The organism is Superficieibacter sp., assembly GCF_032071645.1.
GTDB lineage: Bacteria > Pseudomonadota > Gammaproteobacteria > Enterobacterales > Enterobacteriaceae > Superficieibacter.
The window spans coordinates 51,688-71,450 of record NZ_DAMAPU010000014.1 but is presented as its reverse complement, the minus strand read 5'-3'; the positions used below and the strand labels follow the sequence as shown (position 1 = coordinate 71,450).

The window sequence follows — 19,763 nt, the reverse complement described above, 5'->3', positions numbered from 1 at the left end:
ATCCTGTTCGGTGGGTATGCCAGCATTGAGTCGGTTCTGTTATGACGTCAGTGGTCTGAACTATTTCTTCGGTATGGGCAAATAAGGCACCAATACAGAGGCAAATTCCGCAATGTTTTTTGACTGTACCAGCAGTTTTCCCCTGCCGGTAAATTCATTCACCACGCCTTCGCCGGTTTTAAAGCCGAAAATGCCGGAGGCCATTTTGATGTTGTAGGACAGGCTGTTTTCCCACGCGACGACGTGATTGTTATCCACCACCAGCGTATCGTTACCGTCGAGTTCCAGTTCGACGATCTCGCCAAAACCGTTGATCAGCAGAGTGCCGATGCCTGCGGTTTCCATCACAAAAAGTCCGCCAGTGCCGCCGAAAATGGCGCGGCCCACGGATTGCCGTTTCATGCTGTACGTCACGCTGCTGTCGCAGGCTAAAAAGGCACCGTCGTTCAGGCACCATTTGCGGCTTCCGACGTCCAGCGCTTTAACGTTGCCAATAGCGCCGGCCGAAATGGCAAGAAGCGCATCGTTGGCAGTGCCGGTAGCGGTGGTCACAAAGAAGTTTTCGCCGCTAACCATCGATCGGGCGGCGGCTTTAATAATCCCGCCGAGCAGGCCAGAGCCGTTTTGATTCATCCGGCCTTCAAGATTCACTTTGCCGTTGTGAAACACCATTGAACCATGTTCGATATTTACCTGCTCGTTCATGCCGAGCGAAATCAGGACCAGAGGACATGATCCTTCACTTGAAAGTTCGTATTTCATTATTTATCTCTGTTGAACTCATTAAATCCATTATGAAAACAACTATTTCCGGTCTGTTGCTTTTAACCGTAATCGGAGGCAAATATATCGCGTCGGAAGCCACAACGGATTGATTTTTTTTGCGGATTCCGGGAATGGACAGCAAGAGGGCGGCTGTCCGTTATTGATATTCAGCTTTTAAAAGATGAAGAGACGGCCTTATCCCTTCATCCACATCCGTATCCCGTCGAGGAACATCTGCGTCGCCAGCATCACCAGCACCAGCCCCATCAGGCGTTCCAGCGCGTTAACACCTTTCTCCCCCAGCAGGCGCAGGAACAGCGACGACTGAAGCAGGATCACAAAAGTACCGCCCCAGGCGAGCAGCAGGGCGATTACCAGATGCCCCATTTGATTCGGATACTGGTGCGACAGCAGCATAAGCGTTGCCAGCAGCGTCGGCCCGGCAACCAGCGGAATGGCCAGCGGCACGATAAACGGTTCTTCCCCGGCAGGAAGCCCGGTGCTGTTGCCGGAGGCGCTGGGGAAAATCATTTTGATGGCAATCAGGAACAGAATGATGCCGCCGGAAATAGACACCGTCTCCGCGCGTAAGCTAAGGAACGCGAGGATTTTTTCGCCCGCGAACAGGAAAATCAGCATCAGCAGCAGCGCGATAAACAGTTCGCGGATCATGATCGCCCGCCGACGCTTTGGTTCAGTATGCTTAAGTACCGACATAAAAATCGGCAGATTTCCCAGCGGATCCATAATCAGGATCAACAAAACGGCGGCAGAAATGATTTCATTCATTAACTAAATTCCCTGATAATAATTAAGCGTTACTATTCGATTGTCGGGGTGATGGTGAGTGCGATTAGACCCACTTCTTATGCCACCGGCATCATCGATTAATTTCACTTGCGACTTTGGCTGCTTTTTGTATGGTGAAGGATATACCAGTGGGTAACTGGATTGCACAACAGCACACATCTTTGCAGGAAAAAAACGCTATGAAAAATGTTGGTTTTATCGGCTGGCGCGGTATGGTCGGCTCTGTACTCATGCAGCGCATGGTTGAAGAGCGCGATTTTGACGCCATTCGCCCCGTTTTCTTCTCTACATCCCAGCTGGGACAGGCCGCCCCGACGTTCGGCGGCATGGGTGGAGGCACGCTTCAGGACGCATTCGATCTTGAGGCGCTGAAGGCGCTCGACATTATTGTCACCTGCCAGGGCGGCGATTATACCAACGAAATCTATCCGAAGCTTCGTGAAAGCGGCTGGCAGGGCTACTGGATCGATGCGGCCTCCTCGCTGCGTATGAAAGATGACGCGATCATCATTCTCGATCCGGTGAACCAGGATGTGATCTCTCACGGCCTTAATCACGGCGTGAAGACGTTCGTCGGCGGCAACTGTACCGTCAGCCTGATGCTGATGTCGCTCGGCGGCCTGTTTGCCAACGATCTGGTGGACTGGGTGTCGGTAGCAACCTATCAGGCGGCATCCGGCGGCGGCGCGCGTCACATGCGCGAACTGCTGGCGCAGATGGGACAGCTGTATAACCACGTTTCCGATGAGCTGGCGAATCCGGCGTCGGCAATCCTGGATATTGAACGTAAAGTCACCACCCTGACCCGTAACGGCGACCTGCCGGTCGATAACTTCGGCGTACCGCTGGCAGGCAGCCTGATCCCGTGGATCGACAAACAGCTCGATAACGGCCAGAGCCGCGAAGAGTGGAAAGGCCAGGCGGAAACCAACAAAATTCTCGGCACCACGACCACCATCCCGGTCGATGGCCTGTGCGTGCGCGTCGGCGCGCTGCGCTGCCATAGCCAGGCGTTTACCATCAAGCTGAAAAAAGACGTCTCTGTCCCGACTATCGAAGAACTGCTGGCGGCGCACAATCCGTGGGCGAAAGTAATCCCTAACGATCGGGACATCACCATGCGCGAACTGACCCCGGCAGCGGTCACCGGCACGCTGGCAACGCCGGTAGGCCGCCTGCGCAAACTGAATATGGGGCCGGAGTATCTCTCCGCCTTTACCGTTGGCGACCAGCTCTTGTGGGGGGCGGCGGAACCGCTACGCCGTATTCTCCGCCAACTGGCGTAATGACGTAACTAAAATAAGGGGGTGTAATACCCCCCTTTTTTCGCGCTAAACAAGGAGTCACGCAATGTTTCATTTTTTTTCGGGGGAGCAATAAGTCGTTGGCTATGCTTAAGCGAGATGTTTATACAACATGCTGGCTGAAGGTAGGACGGAGCGAAGGACGCAAATTATGCAGCGCCGTTCAGGTCAAAAAAATGTCGCAACCGGATATGTGCATACCGCTGGAATGAAGCGACACAATTAAAACAGGATGAAATCCATGTCGAATCATGTAGATAAAGACGTGATTAATGCGCTAATTACCGGACACTTTGCCGATCCTTTTTCCGTACTTGGGATGCATCGTACCGAAGCCGGACTGGAAGTCCGCGCCCTGCTGCCTGATGCCACCGAAGTGTGGGTGATTGAACCCAAAACGGGGCGCAAAGTGGGCAAACTCGAATGCCTGGACTCCCGGGGATTCTTTAGCGGCGTGATGCCGCGTCGTAAAAACGTTTTCCGCTATCAGCTTGCCGTCGTCTGGCACGGTCAGCAAAACCTGATTGATGACCCCTACCGTTTTGGCCCCCTGCTCCAGGATCTCGATGCGTGGCTGCTGTCCGAAGGCACCCACCTGCGGCCTTATGAAACCCTCGGCGCGCATGGCGATACCATGGACGGCGTAACCGGTACGCGTTTCTCCGTCTGGGCACCTAACGCCCGGCGCGTGTCGGTGGTCGGCCAGTTCAACTTCTGGGACGGTCGCCGCCACCCGATGCGCCTGCGTAAAGAGAGCGGCGTCTGGGAACTGTTTGTGCCCGGCGCGCATAACGGTCAGCTCTATAAATACGAAATCATCGACATTCACGGCAATCTGCGTATTAAAGCCGATCCTTACGCTTTCGAAGCGCAGATGCGCCCGGAAACAGCATCGCTGATTTGCGGTCTGCCGGAGAAAATTGAGCCGAACGAAGCGCGGCAAAAAGCGAATCAGTTCGACGCGCCCATCTCCATCTATGAAGTGCATCTCGGGTCATGGCGTCGCCACACCGACGACAATTTCTGGCTTAGCTACCGCGAGCTGGCGGACCAACTGGTCCCTTACGCCCGATGGATGGGATTCACCCATCTGGAACTGCTGCCGGTTAACGAACATCCTTTCGACGGGAGCTGGGGCTATCAGCCGACCGGCCTGTATGCGCCGACGCGTCGCTTCGGCACCCGCGACGATTTCCGCTATTTCATTGACGCGGCGCACGCGGCGGGGCTGAATGTGATCCTCGACTGGGTGCCGGGTCATTTCCCGGCGGATGATTTCGGCCTGGCCGAGTTTGACGGGACCGATCTCTACGAGCACAGCGACCCGCGCGAAGGTTATCACCAGGACTGGAACACGCTGATCTACAACTACGGTCGTCGGGAAGTGCGTAACTATCTGGTCGGTAACGCCCTGTACTGGATCGAACGTTTCGGTATTGATGCTCTGCGCGTCGATGCGGTGGCGTCAATGATTTACCGCGACTACAGCCGTAAGCAGGGCGAGTGGATCCCCAATGAATTTGGCGGACGTGAAAACCTCGAAGCGATTGAGTTTTTGCGCACCACTAACCGCATTTTAGGCGAGCAGGTTCCGGGCACGGTCAGCATGGCGGAAGAGTCTACCGACTTCCCTGGCGTTTCCCGTCCGACGGATACCGGCGGCCTCGGCTTCTGGTACAAGTGGAACCTCGGCTGGATGCACGACACCCTCGACTACATGAAACTCGATCCGGTTTATCGCCAGCATCACCACGATAAGCTGACCTTCGGGATGCTCTACAACTACACTGAAAACTTCGTGCTGCCGCTGTCGCATGACGAAGTGGTACACGGTAAAAAATCAATCCTCGACCGGATGCCGGGTGACGCATGGCAGAAATTTGCCAGCCTGCGCGCCTATTACGGCTGGATGTGGGCTTTCCCAGGCAAAAAGCTGCTGTTTATGGGCAATGAATTTGCCCAGGGCCGCGAGTGGAACCACGACGTCAGCCTCGACTGGCATCTGCTGGAAGGCGACGACAACTGGCACCACGGCGTGCAGCGGCTGGTACGCGATCTGAATCTCACCTATCGCCACCATAAAGCGCTGCACGAACTGGATTTCGATCCTTACGGTTTTGAATGGCTGGTAGTGGACGATAAAGAACGCTCGGTGCTGATTTTTGTCCGCCGTGACCAGCAGGGAAATGAAATCATCGTTGCCAGCAACTTTACTCCGGTGCCGCGCTACGATTATCGCTTCGGCATCAACCAGCCGGGCCGGTGGAAAGAGGCGCTGAACACCGACTCCATGCACTATCACGGCAGCAACGCGGGCAACGGCGGGGCGACCCACAGTGATGAAATTGCCAGCCACGGACGCCAGCACTCCCTCAGCCTGACTCTGCCGCCGCTCTCGACGATCTGGCTGTACCGGGAGGGTGAATGATTAAACTGACATCGGGAAAACCCACGCCACTCGGCGCGAGCTACGATGGCAGCGGCGTGAACTTTACGCTCTATTCCGTTCACGCCGAACGTGTAGAACTGTGCGTATTTGACGAAGACGGCTTCGAGCAGCGCTACGATTTACCTGCCCGCAGCGGCGATATCTGGCACGGCTATCTTCCGCAAGCGCAGCCAGGATTGCGCTACGGCTACCGTGTTCACGGGCCGTGGGAGCCTGCGCAGGGGCATCGTTTTAACCCGGCGAAGCTGTTGCTTGACCCCTGTGCGCACGCGGTTGATCGGCATCCGAAAGACGACCCGCTGCTTCACGGTGGTCATGACGCGCCGGATCACCGTGACAGTGCGCTCGCCGCACCGCGCGCCGTGGTGGTTGACCTGAGCTATGACTGGGGTGACGACGCGCCGCCGCGCGTTCCGTGGGGCGATACGGTGATCTACGAAGCGCACGTCAAAGGGCTGACCCAGCTTCATCCTGACATCCCGGAAGATATTCGCGGCACCTACCGGGCGCTGGCGCATCCGGTGATGATTGATTACTTCAAAACGCTGGGGATCTCGACGCTGGAATTGCTGCCGGTGGCCTGCTTTGCCAGCGAGCCGCGTCTTCAGCGGATGGGGCTGACCAATTACTGGGGCTACAACCCGCTGGCGATGTTTGCGCTTGATACGCGCTACGCCAGCGAGCCGCAAAAAGCGCTGAACGAATTCCGCGACGCGGTGAAAGCGCTGCATAAAGCCGGGATCGAAGTGGTGCTCGATATCGTCCTGAACCACAGTGCGGAAATCGATCTTGAAGGCCCGACGTTATCCCTGCGCGGAATTGATAACCGTAGCTATTATTGGATCAGGGAAGACGGCGATTATCATAACTGGACCGGCTGCGGCAACACGCTCAACCTCAGCACGCCGGGCGTGGTGGACTATGCCCACCAGTGCCTGCGCTTCTGGGTCGATGAGTGCCATGTCGATGGCTTCCGCTTCGACCTGGCCTCTGTGATGGGGCGCACGCCGGAATTTCGCCAGGACGCGCCGCTGTTTGAGGCAATCAAAAACGATCCGCGCTTAGCGCAGATCAAACTGATTGCCGAGCCGTGGGACATTGGTCACGGCGGGTATCAGGTCGGCAATTTTCCGCCACTGTTTGCCGAATGGAATGACCATTTTCGCGATGGGATACGCCGTTTCTGGTTGCATCAGGATATTACGGCGGGCGAGTTCGCCGGACGCTTTGCCGCTTCCAGCGACGTTTTTCAGCACAACGGGCGTCTGCCGTCCGCCAGCATCAACCTGGTCACGGCACACGACGGATTTACGCTGCGCGACTGCGTTTGCTTTAGTGAGAAGCATAACGAAGCAAACGGTGAGGAAAATCGCGACGGCACTAACAAAAATTACAGCAATAATCATGGTATAGAAGGACTTGACGGCATTCTTGATGTGATTGAGCGTCGACGGGCCAGCGTCCATGCTCTGATGACCTCGTTACTGCTGGCTCAGGGTACGCCGATGCTGCTCGCCGGGGATGAACACGGGCACAGTCAGCATGGTAATAACAACGCGTATTGCCAGGACAACACCCTGACCTGGCTTGACTGGGCTGAGGCAAACAAAGGACTGATGACATTTACTGCGGCGTTAATTCACCTGCGTCGGCGCATCCCGGCATTGACCCGTGATAGCTGGTGGCAGGAGGGTGACGGAAACGTACGTTGGTTGAATGCGCAGGCGCAGCCGTTGAGCACCGGCGAATGGCAGGGCGGCACGCGGCAGATGCAAATTCTGCTGTCGGACCGCTGGCTTATCACCATCAACGCATCGCAGGACGTTACGGAAATAGCTTTACCCGATGGGGAGTGGCATGCCATTCCTCCGTTTGCCGGAAAGGATAATCCGGTTGTCGTGGCTATCTGGCACGGGCCCGCGCACGGAGTATGCGTATTTGAAAGGTCATAAAAAAGGAGTTAGACATGGTTAGGCTTGAAAACGACGATTTGCTGATGCTATCGCGCCAGTTGCCAATGAAGTCAGTAGCTCTGATCCTGGCAGGAGGTCGCGGAACCCGCTTAAAAGATTTAACGGTGACGCGCGCAAAACCGGCCGTCCACTTCGGCGGTAAGTTCCGTATCATTGATTTTGCTTTATCAAACTGCCTGAACTCCGGTATCCGCCGGATTGGCGTTATCACGCAGTATCAGTCGCACACGCTGGTACAGCACATCCAGCGCGGCTGGTCATTCTTTAGTGAAGAGATGAACGAGTTTGTCGATCTGCTGCCTGCGCAACAGCGCATACACGGTGAAAACTGGTATCGCGGAACGGCGGATGCGGTCACGCAGAACCTCGACATTATTCGCCGCTATAAAGCGGAATACGTTGTCATCCTCGCGGGCGATCATATTTACAAGCAGGATTACTCGCGCATGTTGATCGACCACGTGAAGAAAGGCGCGCGCTGTACGGTGGCCTGCCTGCCGGTGCCGGTGGCAGAAGCCACGGCGTTTGGCGTCATGGCGGTTGATGAAGATGACAAAATCATCGACTTCGTGGAAAAACCGGCCAATCCGCCGACCATGCCGAATGATTCAACCAAATCGCTCGCCAGTATGGGGATCTACGTTTTCAACGCCGATTACCTGTATGAGCTGCTGGAAAAAGACGATCTCAACGAAAATTCCAGCCATGACTTTGGTAAAGATATTATTCCGCAGATCACCAAAGAAGGGCTGGCCTACGCGCATCCGTTCCCGCAGTCTTGCGTGCAGTCCGATCCGGAATCTGAACCTTACTGGCGCGATGTCGGTACGCTGGAAGCCTACTGGAAAGCTAACCTCGATCTGGCCTCGGTGACGCCGGAGCTGGATATGTACGACCAGAACTGGCCCATCCGCACGCACATGGAATCGCTGCCACCGGCAAAATTTGTGCAGGACCGCTCCGGCAGCCACGGTATGACGCTCAACTCGCTGGTGTCCGGCGGTTGTATCATCTCCGGGTCCGTGGTTGTGCAGTCTGTGCTGTTCCCGCGCGTCAGAGTCAACTCGTTCTGTAATATTGACTCTTCCGTGCTATTACCTGATGTATGGGTAGGCCGTTCCTGCCGTTTGCGTCGATGTATTATCGATCGCGCCTGCGTGATCCCTGAAGGTCTGGTTATCGGGGAAAATGCGGAAGAAGACGCTCGCCGTTTCTACCGTTCGGAAGAAGGCATCGTGCTGGTTACGCGCGAAATGCTGAATAAATTAAAAAGCCAGAAATAAAAACGATAACCTTGCGCGGAAGGGGTCCGCGCGCTGTTTTACCGCAAGCGCCAGAGGGTCTTGCTAGGGTGACAGGAGCGATAATGCAGGTTTTACATGTATGTTCTGAGATGTTTCCGCTGTTAAAAACCGGCGGCCTGGCAGACGTGATTGGCGCGTTACCCGAAGCGCAAAAAGCGCTTGGGGATGAGGTACGCGTACTGCTTCCTGCGTTTCCGGACATTCGCCGTGGCATACCTGACGCACAGGTAGTGGCGCGGCGTGACACATTTGCTGGACATATCACGCTGCTGTATGGGCATTTTAACGGTGTGGGCATCTACCTGATTGATGCTCCGCACCTGTATGACCGTCCGGGGAGTCCTTATCACGACACCAACCAGTTCGCCTATACCGATAACGTGCTGCGCTTTGCGCTGCTGGGCTGGGTGGGCTGTGAAATGGCCTGTGGACTGGATGCCTTCTGGCGTCCCGATGTGGTTCATGCGCACGACTGGCACGCGGGACTGGCCCCGGCCTATCTTGCTTCACGTGGTCACCCGGCAAAATCGGTGTTTACCGTGCACAACCTGGCCTATCAGGGATTATTTTACGCCCATCATATGGATGACATCCAACTGCCATGGTCGTTCTTTAATATGCACGGGCTGGAGTTTGAAGGGCAGATCTCCTTCCTGAAAGCCGGACTGTTTTATGCCGATCACATTACGGCGGTCAGTCCGACCTACGCGCAGGAAATCACCCAGCCGCAGTTTGCCTATGGCATGGAAGGGTTACTCCGCCAGCGCCAGCTGGAAGGGCGGTTGACCGGCATCCTTAACGGCGTGGACGAAAAAATCTGGAGTCCAGAAACGGACCTGCTTCTTTCGTCACGGTACGGTCGCGATACGCTGGAAGATAAAGCGGAAAACAAGCGGCAGCTACAAATTGCGATGGGCCTGAAGGTCGATGACAAAGCGCCGCTGTTTGCCGTGGTCAGTCGTTTGACCAGCCAGAAAGGGCTGGATTTAGTGCTGGAGGCGCTGCCGGGCCTGCTGGAGCAGGGCGGACAGCTTGCCCTGCTGGGCGCGGGCGATCCGGTGTTGCAGGAAGGCTTTCTTGCCGCTGCCGCTGAACACTCTGGGCAGGTTGGCGTCCAGATTGGCTATCACGAAGCCTTCTCGCACCGCATTATGGGCGGTGCAGACGTCATTCTGGTGCCCAGCCGCTTCGAACCTTGCGGCCTGACCCAGCTCTATGGATTGAAATACGGCACGCTGCCGTTGGTGCGCCGCACTGGCGGGCTGGCCGACACTGTTGCAGACAGTTCACTGGAAAACCTGGCGGATGGAGTCGCCAGTGGCTTTGTGTTTGAAGACAGTAATGCCTGGTCCCTGTTACGGGCGATCCGGCGCGCATTTGTGTTGTGGTCGCGTCCCTCACTCTGGCGCTACGTTCAGCGTCAGGCGATGCATATGGACTTTAGCTGGCACGTTGCCGCGCAAGCCTATCACGACCTTTATAAACGCTTAGGGTAAGGAATTACCTGATGGAATTTTCAGATGAGTGAATCATTTAGCTATTCGTCACCGAATGTCAGCGTGGATGCGTTGAAGCATTCGATCGCTTATAAATTAATGTTTATGGTTGGCAAAGATCCCGCAATGGCCAACAAACATGAGTGGCTGAACGCCACGCTGTTTGCGGTGCGCGATCGTCTGGTGGAGCGCTGGCTGCGTTCCAGCCGGGCCAAGCTGTCACAGGAATCCCGCCGGGTGAACTACCTGTCGATGGAGTTTCTGATTGGCCGCACGTTGTCTAACTCTCTTTTATCTCTCGGTATTTATGACGAAGTGAAAACCGCGCTCGATCAAATGGGCTTCGACCTCGAAGACCTGATTGACGAAGAAAACGACCCCGGTCTCGGCAACGGCGGCCTCGGGCGTCTGGCGGCCTGCTTCCTCGACTCGCTGGCAACGCTGGGCCTGCCAGGGCGCGGCTACGGTATTCGCTACGATTACGGTATGTTCCAGCAGCGGATCGTCAACGGCTATCAGAAAGAGTCCCCGGACTACTGGCTGGAGTATGGCAACCCGTGGGAATTCAAGCGCCATAACACCCGTCATACCGTGCGCTTTGGGGGGCGTATTCAGCAGGAAGGTAAAAAAACCCGCTGGGTAGAAACCGAAGAAATTCTCGCGGTGGCCTATGACCAGATCATTCCGGGCTACGACACCGACGCCACCAACACGCTGCGCCTGTGGAGCGCCCAGGCCAGCCGGGAAATCAACCTCGGTAAATTTAATCAGGGCGATTACTTTGCGGCAGTGGAAGATAAAAACCACTCCGAAAACGTATCGCGCGTACTGTACCCGGATGACTCCACCTATTCCGGCCGCGAGCTGCGCCTGCGTCAGGAGTATTTCCTCGTCTCCGCTACCGTGCAGGATATTCTGCGCCGTCACTGGGAAGAGTACCAAACGTACGACAACCTGACGGATAAAGTCGCGATCCATCTCAACGATACCCACCCGGTACTGTCGATCCCGGAGCTGATGCGTCTGCTGATCGATGAGCACAAATATAGCTGGGATCAGGCCTTTGAGATGACCTGCCAGATCTTCTCTTACACCAACCACACGTTGATGAGCGAAGCGCTGGAAACCTGGCCTGTTGATATGCTCGGTAAAATTCTGCCGCGCCACTTGCAGATAATCTTTGAAATTAATGACTACTTCCTGAAAACCCTTCAGGAGCAATACCCGGAAGACAGCGGCCTGCTGAGCCGGACGTCGATCATTGATGAATCAAACGGTCGCCGCGTGCGCATGGCGTGGCTGGCGGTGGTGATAAGCCATAAAGTGAACGGCGTATCGGAGCTGCATTCCAACCTGATGGTGCAATCGCTGTTTGCTGACTTCGCAAAAATCTTCCCGACCCGCTTTACCAACGTGACCAACGGCGTCACCCCACGCCGCTGGCTGGCGCTGGCGAACCCGTCGCTGTCCGGCGTGCTGGATGAAAACATCGGACGCAACTGGCGTACCGATCTCAGCCAGCTTAGCGAGCTGGAACAGCATATGGATTTCGTGAAGGTCAATCAGGCGGTGCAGAAGGCGAAGCTTGCCAACAAAAGACGGCTGGCGATATTGATCGCCCAGCAGCTTAACGTGGTGGTCAATCCAGGTGCGCTGTTTGACGTACAGATCAAGCGCATTCACGAGTACAAACGCCAGTTGATGAACGTGCTGCACGTCATCACGCGCTACAACCGCATCAAGAACGATCCGTCGGCAGAATGGGTACCGCGCGTCAACATTTTCGCCGGTAAAGCCGCTTCCGCGTACTACATGGCGAAGCACATTATTCATCTGATCAACGATGTTGCGAAGGTGATTAATAACGATGCGGACATTGGCGACAAGCTGAAAGTGGTGTTTATCCCTAACTACAGCGTGAGTCTGGCGCAGGTGATTATTCCGGCAGCGGATCTCTCCGAGCAGATCTCCCTGGCGGGTACCGAAGCTTCCGGCACCAGTAACATGAAGTTTGCCCTCAACGGCGCGCTGACCATCGGCACGCTGGACGGCGCAAACGTCGAAATGCTGGAGCACGTCGGTGCGGACAACATCTTCATTTTCGGTAATACGGCGGAAGAGGTCGAAGAACTGCGTCGGCAGGGCTATAAACCTCGCGACTATTACGAAAATGATGAAGAGCTGCGTCAGGTGCTGACCCAAATCGCTACCGGCGTTTTCAGCCCCGAAGAGCCGGGCCGCTACCGCGATCTGGTCGATTCTCTGATTAACTTCGGCGATCACTACCAGGTGCTGGCAGATTACCGCAGCTACGTAGACTGCCAGGAGAAGGTGGACGAGCTTTACCGCCACCCGGACCAGTGGTCTAACACCGCAATGCGTAACATCGCCAACATGGGTTACTTCTCCTCGGATCGCACGATTCAGGAGTATGCCGATGAAATCTGGAATATTAAGCCGGTGAGGTTGTAACTCGCAGCCAGAGGAACAGATGTTCCTCTGGCTGGTATTTCTTACGACGCCAGCGACAGCTCGCGTTTCGCCGTATGGGCCGTCAGCCACTGCGCCACGCGCGCCTGCTGATCGGCATTAAGCCACATCCCCAGACGAGTGCGCCGCCAGATAGCATCGTCGAGACGACGCACCCATTCGTGCTCAACCAGGTATTTCAGTTCGGCTTCATAAAACTCATGACCAAAATCCTCGCCCAGTTCAGCTACCGTTTTCGCGTTGCCAATGATTAGCTCACTGTTGCTGCCGTAGGTGCGGGCATAGTGACGGGCCAGTTGCTCGCTGATGAACGGATAGCGACGGCGCAGTTTTGCCGCGTAATCGTCGCGATCGCCGCCGATGTTACCGCCCGGCAGGACCGCATCTTTGGTCCACGCCTGACCAATGCCCTGATAGTAAGGCGTCAGTTTTTCCAGCGCGTGCTCGGCCAGTTTGCGGTAAGTGGTCAGCTTGCCGCCAAATACCGACAGCAGCGGCGCTTTGCCGTTCTCATCATGCACATCGAGGGTGTAATCGCGGGTGATCGCCTGCGGAGAATCCGACTCGTCGTCGCACAGCGGACGCACGCCGGAATAGGTCCAGACGATATCCTCACGGCTTAGCTGCTTCTGGAAATGACCGTTGTAGACCTTGAGCAGATAGTTAATCTCATTCTCGTCGATAGCGACGTTTTTCGGATCGCCTTTATATTCGACGTCGGTGGTGCCGATAATCGAAAACTCATCCATCCACGGGATCACAAAGACGATACGTTTATCTTCGTTTTGCAGGATGTACGCCTGCTTCTGGGTATGCACGCGCGGCACCACAATATGGCTGCCTTTGATCAGGCGAATACCATAAGGAGAAGGCAGGTGCATTCCGTCGTCGAAGAACTGTTTCACCCACGGCCCGGTGGCGTTGACCAGACCGCGCGCCTGCCAGCGGTATTTCTTGCCGCTGTCGATGTCTTCCGCTTCCACGATCCACAGCCCGTTCTCACGGCGTGCAGAGGTCGCGCGGGTGCGGGTTAACACTTCGCCGCCTTTCTGCGTCACCATCTGCGCGTTTGCCAGCACCAGACGGGCATCGTCTACCCAGCAGTCAGAATATTCGAATCCGCGCACGATCTCCGGCTTCAGCACGGACTCTGAGCCAAAACGCAAACCGGTTGATCCCGGCAGGCTGGTCCGTTTCCCCAGGTGATCGTACATAAACAGGCCAATGCGGATCATCCACGCCGGGCGCAGATGCGGACGGTGCGGAAGTCGAAAGCGCATCGGGAAGGCAATGTGCGGCGCCATTTTTAACAGCACTTCGCGTTCCGCCAGCGCCTCGCTCACCAGGCGGAATTCATAGTGTTCAAGGTAGCGCAACCCGCCGTGGATCAGTTTCGAGCTGGCGGAAGAGGTGGCGCAGGCGAGATCCTGCGCCTCCAGCATCAGCACGGATAAACCGCGCCCGGCTGCGTCTGCCGCGATGCCCGCACCATTGATGCCGCCACCTATCACAATCAGATCTTTGGTTTCCATGCTGCTACCTCATGTACTTTCGTTAAAGCGCAAAAATGTTCGATATCGCTCATAATAGCAAGGAATCGCGCTTTTGGTAACATCAAAAAAACAATTTGGAGTGATATGCATAACATAATGGCGTTTCTCTACCCTGCCGACGTAAACTGAGCGTTAACACTGAGTCGGACAGAGTAAAGAGAAGATATGGATCACTTTGAGTGTATTAATGTAGAAGAAGCCCATCAGAAGCTGCATCAGGCCATGGCCGTGCTGGTGGATATCCGCGATCCGCAAAGCTACGCGCTGGGCCATACGCCGGGCGCATTTCACCTGACCAACGACACGCTGGGCGCGTTTATGCGCGAAACCGATCCCGATACGCCGGTGATGGTAATGTGCTATCACGGCAACAGCAGCAAAGGCGCAGCGCAGTATCTCCTGCAACAGGGTTATGACCAGGTGTATAGCGTGGACGGCGGCTTTGATGCCTGGCACCGTCATTTCCCGGCAGAAGTGGAACGCACGGTGTTTTAGCCGTTATACTGACCCCCTTTTGCGTGGAACAAGCGACCGCCCGTATGTTGATGATCACCTCTTTTACCAACCCGCGCATCGCGCAGGCATTTGTCGATTATATGGCGACGCAGGGCGTCGTGCTGACGCTCCAGCATAATACGCAGTGGGACGTCTGGCTGGCGGATGAAAGCCAGGCCGCGCAGGTTCAGGCAGAGCTGGCGCGTTTTATGGAGAACCCGGCAGACCCGCGCTATCTGGCGGCAAGCTGGCAGTCGGGGCAGACTAACAGCGGCCTGCGCTACCGCCGTTTTCCCTTTCTGGCAACCCTGCGGGAAAAAACCGGTCCGTTTACCGCCGTGATTATCGCCATCTGCGTGCTGGTCTACCTGCTGATGCAAATCCTCGGCGATCAAGTCGTTATGGCATGGCTGATATGGCCGTTTGATCCCTCCCTGAAATTTAATGTCTGGCGCTATTTTACCCACGCTTTCATGCACTTTTCGCTCCTGCATATCCTCTTCAACCTGTTCTGGTGGTGGTATATCGGCGGGATGGTCGAAAAGCGCCTCGGTAGCGGCAAGCTGATTGTCATTACTATTATCAGCGCGCTGCTGAGCGGATTTATTCAGAACAAATTCAGCGGTCCGCTTTTTGGCGGGCTGTCTGGCGTGGTGTATGCCCTGATGAGCTACGCATGGCTGCGGGGCGAGCGCGATCCGCAAAGTGGCGTCATTTTACCGCGCGGCCTGATTGCCTTTATTTTAATATGGTTGATTTCGGGTTGGTTTATTTCCAGCGACGTTTCGCACGGTGCCCACTTTACCGGGCTACTGGTCGGGCTGGCGATGGCCTTTGTTGATACGCAGAATGTGCGAAAACGAAAGTAACTTTTCCAGGGATTCTTGATGAAACAGACACAACGTCATGACGCTATTATCGAACTGGTCAAAAAGCAGGGATACGTCAGCACCGAGGAGCTGGTCGAGCACTTCTCCGTCAGCCCGCAAACCATTCGCCGCGATCTCAACGACCTCGCCGATCAAAATATGATCCTGCGCCATCATGGCGGCGCGGCGCTGCCTTCCAGCTCGGTCAACACGCCGTGGCACGATCGCAAAGCGACCCAGACGGCGGAAAAAGAGCGCATCGCGCGTAAAGTGGCAAGCCAGATCCCCAATGGCTCGACGCTGTTTATTGATATCGGCACCACGCCGGAAGCGGTGGCGCACGCGCTGCTGGAGCACAGCAATTTGCGCATCGTCACCAACAACCTGAACGTCGCTAATACGCTGATGGTGAAAGATGATTTTCGCATTATCCTCGCGGGCGGCGAGTTGCGCAGCCGCGACGGGGGGATTATCGGTGAGGCCACGCTTGATTTTATCTCCCAGTTCCGCCTCGACTTTGGCATTCTTGGGATCAGCGGCATTGACAGCGACGGCTCGCTGCTGGAGTTCGACTACCACGAAGTGCGCACCAAGCGGGCGATCATTGAAAATTCACGCCACGTTATGCTGGTGGTGGACCACTCCAAATTTGGCCGCAACGCGATGGTGAATATGGGCAGCATCAGCATGGTCAACGCCGTTTACACCGACGTGATGCCGCCCGCCGGGGTGATGCAGGTGATTTCCAGCCACAACGTGCAACTGGAACTTTGCTAACGCACTATTTCCCATTTCAGGTCAAAACGCGCAGATGTTTTCGCAGCCGGTCAGCGTCGTTGGCTTTGGCCTTTTCCTGGCGCGAGACGTCGCATAACCGGCGTCCCGCATCGGAAATTATCTGCGACTATTGATGCGCGCGTAGAGATCGCCACGAAACGTCCCGTCGCGCAGGGAGAGAAAACTGCCCGGTGACGCTACACCCCATACCCCATCATTTTCAGCAGCTTCTGCGCGTGCTGTACCGCATCCTGACGGTGGGCGACGCCGAGTTTTTGATACAGATTACGAATATGCGTCTTGATGGTGGTCGCCGCCACGTCAAGCTCACCGGCGATCTGATCGTTGCTGTAGCCGGAGTAAATCAGCCCCAGCACCTGCCATTCGCGCTGGGTCAGCGGACTGGTGCGGATCAGTTCCGGCACCTGCGGGTGATTAAGTAGCCGTTCGACGAAGTTCTCGTCAAAATGGGCGAACTTATGCCGATGATGCTGATTGATATCACGCAAAATTCGCTGGGCGCGGTGCTGTTCCAGTTCCGGCAGCGTATTAAGCTGAATAAGCTGACGCAACTGCTGCGCCATCGCCTCGCCCTCAATGACAAAATGGTTGATAAACCCGGTGCGGTTGGCGAGGGTCAGCGCTTCAATCAGCACGTTCTGGGCTTCATTTTTGCGTCCCGCCTGCCAGTAAAGCTGGTTGAGCAACAGCAGGTTACGGTTGAGATCGCTCATCAGGCGCAGGCTACGCGCGTTTTCGTTTAACTCTTCCAGCACAATTTCCGCCGGGCCGGATTCGCCGAGCAGGATCTGCACGCGGGCAATATTACGCCACTGGCTTTGCAGGAAGTGATTATTGGCAAACTCCGGTTTTGGCGTCTGGCGCAGCCAGTTGGCGGCGGATTTTTTGTCGCCGGTCATCTGCCAGTAAATCACCCGCACTTTATCCGCGTTCGACACCCAGTCGCTGTGATAAGGGCCATTGCCGAGCAGGTTTTCCAGCCGGTTGAGCTGGCTGCGGGCATTATCCAGATCGCCGCGTGCCAGCGAGCACTGCACCAGCAGCGCCAGACACTGAAGCTGCTGCTGCGGTTGATAGGTCGAAAGCACGGTCATGCCGCTGCGTGCGGCGCTTTCCGCTTCGTCGATGCGTCCCCAGGCCCACAGGAGTTGCGCGCGGATGCGCAGCAAAAATTCGTGCATCGGCAACTGTTCCAGATGCTGCTCGTAAATCAACTGGAATGCTTTTTCCTGGGTTTCCCAGGCGGCCTGTAAAAAGCCCTGGGCGAAAAGAATTTCACTTTGCTGGATCAGGCTCCACAAGGCGTAATGCCAGACATCGTGGCGGCGCGCCATCTGCTCGGTCTGATGCATTAAGGCCAGCGACTCGCTCAGCAGACCTTTGCAGTGCAGCACTTCGCCAAGAACCGAGGTGGCGACGATGCGGCTGTAATAACTGGCGACCGGCAGCATATCCAGCGCGATTTCAGCCAGCCGTTCGGCTTCTTCCGGGTCGCCGTCGTTGATGGCAACCTGCGCGCGCAGCGCATTGAAATCTCCGGTCAGCGCCACGTCCATCACGATTTGCATCTCCTGCTCGGCGCGGGCCAGCAGAGTATTCACCTCGCTGTAACGGTGCTGGCTTTGCATCAGCCACGCCTGAAGCAGAACCAGACGCGGGTTTTCCAGCAGGCTTTCCCACGGCAGCGAGGCCAGCGATTCTTCCAGCAGCGTCAGTTCGCTATGGTTGAACAGCCCCCACGCATGGTTAAGCAGAATATCGCGCAGCATTCGCGCATCGCCGGAAGCCAGCGCGTGGTGAATGGCCTCGGTAGGAAAGCCCTGTGCCATCCAGCTTTCGGCGGCGGCGCGATGCAGTTCCGGCAGTTCCGTCGCCAGTTCCCACTGGCAGCGCTGACGCAGGAAACTGCCGAACAGCGGGTGATAGCTGAACCACTCACCGGAATCATCCATTCGTTGCAGAAACAGACCCTGCCGTTCGATCTCTTCCAGCCGCATCTGACCGTTTTCTTCCCCGGTGACGCGGACGATAAGCGCGTCGTTCATTGAGCGCAGCAGGGCGCTTTTCAGCAGGAAGTGGCGGGTGCTTAAATCCACATTATCCAGCACTTCATCGACCAGATAATCAGAAAGATGGCTGGCGTTAATCCCGGAGAGGCGGCGCGCCGACTGATGCGGCGCGTTATTATTCTGCCGGGCGGAAAGAGCGATAAGCTGAAGCGCGGTGGCCCAGCCCGCGACTTCATCGCACAGGCGGCCGCTTTCAGAGGCTTCAATCGGCGAGGTCAAACGGCAATCGAAAAACTGCCGCGCTTCCTGATGATTAAAGGCCAGATGCTGGCTGCCGATCTCCAGGAGCTGATCGCGCACCCGCAGGTTGGCAATGCCCAGTTGCGGAAGATTGCGCGACATCACCAGCAGGGTGAGGTTTTCCGGCTGGTGGCGCAGGAAGAAACGCATCGCTTCGTGGATCACCGGATTGGTGATCAGATGATAATCGTCAATAACCAGCCACAGCGGGCGATCCCACTCGGCCAGTTCAATAAACAGCTGAGCAAAAAGCGAGGTCAGGCTGGCGTACTGGCGCTTTTGCACCATTGCTTCGCTGGCCTCGCAGTGTCCGCCGGTTGCCTGCTGGATCGCAGCAATCAAATAGCTGGCGAAGCGTTCCTGCTGGTTATCGCCTTCGTCCAGCGAAAACCAGCCCAAATCGCTCCTTCCCGCCGCCCATTGTGAAATGAGCGTCGTTTTTCCATATCCTGCCGGGCTGGTGATCAGCGCCAGACGAAAATTGTTCGCGCCGGAAAGTTTAGCCAGCAGGCGATCGCGGACCACTGTATGGTCAAGACGAACCGGGCGACTTAGTTTTGACGGAATCAACATATTTATCACTTCACTGTGCGGAAAAAGAGAGCGGGAGTTTTTTTGCGCTTCGTAATTAATATCTCTACGTTGGTGCAGATTGCAATGTATTGCAAGTTATGTCCGCTTTTAGTGTTTCTTAATTTGCACTCGGTCACAAATCATTAAATAAATTATCCGTTCTACTGAAACCGGTGCCAGCCTGCGTGGCGTCTGGCTTAGGTCAAATGGGAGAGGAGCGAAAAATGCGCGATAACGCACACCGGATTTTCCTTAAGGTTATTTAATATTCAACTTTTATGGTGCAGGGAAATAACCCGTTACAGGATGGGATAATCCTGATGGATGTATTTCATGAGGTTAGTTGTTTTTCTGATTACAATCTTTTTTAGAAACGGGATTTCAGTTTTTTGATCGGGACCATAGTTCTGCGGGTGGCGATGCCGGAAACTGTTCCGCTGGCGAAGGATGCCTCCCCTCTGTTCAAAAGCCCTGCAAGGATAGCGTAAGCGGCTAACGTTATAGTGGTGGCGATCACATTTTTCGCTCATCCCTGCTGCTCCTCCCTGCCTAATCCCTGTCAGGATGAGGAAGCC

13 protein-coding genes are annotated in these 19,763 nt (G+C 55.8%); 9 read left to right on the top strand and 4 right to left on the bottom strand.

Going from position 1 to position 19,763, the window contains the following annotated elements; translation table 11 throughout:
* Positions 1-60 precede the first annotated feature (60 nt).
* Together RT197_RS18480 and yhgN are read right to left on the bottom strand one after the other, a co-directional pair.
* Positions 61-762 carry a TIGR00266 family protein gene (locus RT197_RS18480; RefSeq protein WP_312952614.1) on the bottom strand — a complete coding sequence of 234 codons (702 nt, stop codon included), beginning with the start codon at positions 760-762 and terminating at the stop codon, positions 61-63.
* Between the two features lie 198 nt (positions 763-960).
* Complete coding sequence (gene yhgN, locus RT197_RS18475) at positions 961-1,554, bottom strand: NAAT family transporter YhgN (RefSeq protein WP_312952613.1); 594 nt, start codon at positions 1,552-1,554, stop codon at positions 961-963.
* Positions 1,555-1,754: 200 nt separating this feature from the next.
* On the opposite strand from yhgN, the gene asd reads away from it, so the two are divergent.
* The 6 genes from asd (at position 1,755) to glgP (ending at position 12,573) form a co-directional block, all read left to right on the top strand.
* The gene (gene asd, locus RT197_RS18470) at positions 1,755-2,861 is read left to right on the top strand and encodes an aspartate-semialdehyde dehydrogenase (protein ID WP_312952612.1); all 1,107 of its coding nucleotides are present in this window, start codon (positions 1,755-1,757) and stop codon (positions 2,859-2,861) included.
* Positions 2,862-3,120: 259 nt separating this feature from the next.
* Positions 3,121-5,307 carry a 1,4-alpha-glucan branching enzyme gene (glgB, locus tag RT197_RS18465; protein ID WP_312952611.1) on the top strand — a complete coding sequence of 729 codons (2,187 nt, stop codon included), beginning with the start codon at positions 3,121-3,123 and terminating at the stop codon, positions 5,305-5,307.
* Positions 5,304-7,280: a glycogen debranching protein GlgX gene (gene glgX, locus RT197_RS18460; RefSeq protein WP_312952610.1), complete on the top strand. Its 1,977-nt coding sequence runs from the start codon at positions 5,304-5,306 to the stop codon at positions 7,278-7,280. Before glgB ends, glgX begins: the two co-directional genes overlap by 4 nt.
* 14 nt (positions 7,281-7,294) lie before the next feature.
* Positions 7,295-8,584 carry a glucose-1-phosphate adenylyltransferase gene (glgC, locus tag RT197_RS18455; RefSeq protein ID WP_312952609.1) on the top strand — a complete coding sequence of 430 codons (1,290 nt, stop codon included), beginning with the start codon at positions 7,295-7,297 and terminating at the stop codon, positions 8,582-8,584.
* A gap of 83 nt (positions 8,585-8,667) precedes the next feature.
* Entirely contained in the window at positions 8,668-10,101 is a 1,434-nt protein-coding gene (gene glgA, locus RT197_RS18450; RefSeq protein WP_312952608.1) for a glycogen synthase GlgA, read from the top strand.
* 24 nt (positions 10,102-10,125) lie between these two features.
* Complete coding sequence (gene glgP / locus RT197_RS18445) at positions 10,126-12,573, top strand: glycogen phosphorylase (protein WP_312952607.1); 2,448 nt, start codon at positions 10,126-10,128, stop codon at positions 12,571-12,573.
* A gap of 41 nt (positions 12,574-12,614) precedes the next feature.
* Here the strand turns inward: glgP and glpD are convergent, their stop codons facing one another.
* Positions 12,615-14,123: a glycerol-3-phosphate dehydrogenase gene (glpD, locus tag RT197_RS18440; RefSeq protein ID WP_312952606.1), complete on the bottom strand. Its 1,509-nt coding sequence runs from the start codon at positions 14,121-14,123 to the stop codon at positions 12,615-12,617.
* 186 nt (positions 14,124-14,309) lie between these two features.
* On the opposite strand from glpD, the gene glpE reads away from it, so the two are divergent.
* From glpE to RT197_RS18425, 3 genes are read left to right on the top strand one after another with little or no spacing between them, the layout of a single operon-like run.
* Positions 14,310-14,639, top strand: coding sequence for a thiosulfate sulfurtransferase GlpE (gene glpE, locus RT197_RS18435; RefSeq protein WP_312952605.1), 330 nt, complete (start codon positions 14,310-14,312; stop codon positions 14,637-14,639).
* 44 nt (positions 14,640-14,683) lie between these two features.
* The gene (gene glpG, locus RT197_RS18430; protein ID WP_312952604.1) at positions 14,684-15,508 is read left to right on the top strand and encodes a rhomboid family intramembrane serine protease GlpG; all 825 of its coding nucleotides are present in this window, start codon (positions 14,684-14,686) and stop codon (positions 15,506-15,508) included.
* An 18-nt stretch (positions 15,509-15,526) separates the two neighbouring features.
* On the top strand, positions 15,527-16,285 hold the full coding sequence (locus RT197_RS18425) for a DeoR/GlpR family transcriptional regulator (RefSeq protein WP_312952603.1): 759 nt from the start codon (positions 15,527-15,529) through the stop codon (positions 16,283-16,285).
* 197 nt (positions 16,286-16,482) lie between these two features.
* Here RT197_RS18425 and malT read toward each other — a convergent pair whose 3' ends face one another.
* Complete coding sequence (gene malT, locus RT197_RS18415) at positions 16,483-19,188, bottom strand: HTH-type transcriptional regulator MalT (protein ID WP_312952601.1); 2,706 nt, start codon at positions 19,186-19,188, stop codon at positions 16,483-16,485.
* Positions 19,189-19,763: the final 575 nt, after the last annotated feature.